Annotated in this window: 1 pseudogene (cut by a window edge); it reads left to right on the plus strand. The window is 70.8% G+C overall.

Features of this window, described 5'->3' with window-relative positions:
- A pseudogene (locus ACFE64_RS06490) lies at nt 1-394 on the plus strand (cation diffusion facilitator family transporter) (its annotated part continues 90 nt past the right edge of the window); the annotation flags it as partial.

Raw genomic sequence — 394 nt, forward strand, 5'->3', positions numbered from 1 at the left:
AATGCGCTCACCGCCTGGCTGTTCGCCCGCGGGGCCAAGGGCGACATCAACATCCGCGCGGCGTTCACGCACATGATGTCGGATGCGCTGGTATCGGCGGGCGTGGTGGTGGCGGGCATCGCGATCTGGCGCACCGGCGCCGGGTGGATCGACCCTGCCGTCAGCCTGGTGATCGCGGCCTTGATCTTCTGGCAGACCTGGGGGCTGCTGCGCGAGACGGTGGAGATGAGCCTCGACGCGGTGCCGCGCGGGATCGATTACGACGCCGTCGAGGCGGCGCTGTCCGCGCTGCCCGGCGTGGCGACGACGCACGACCTGCACATCTGGCCGATGAGCACCACCGAGACGGTGCTGACCGCGCATCTGGTGATGCCGGCGGGGCAGCCGGGCGACG

The organism is uncultured Sphingomonas sp. (assembly GCF_964250165.1).
Taxonomy (GTDB): domain Bacteria; phylum Pseudomonadota; class Alphaproteobacteria; order Sphingomonadales; family Sphingomonadaceae; genus Sphingomonas.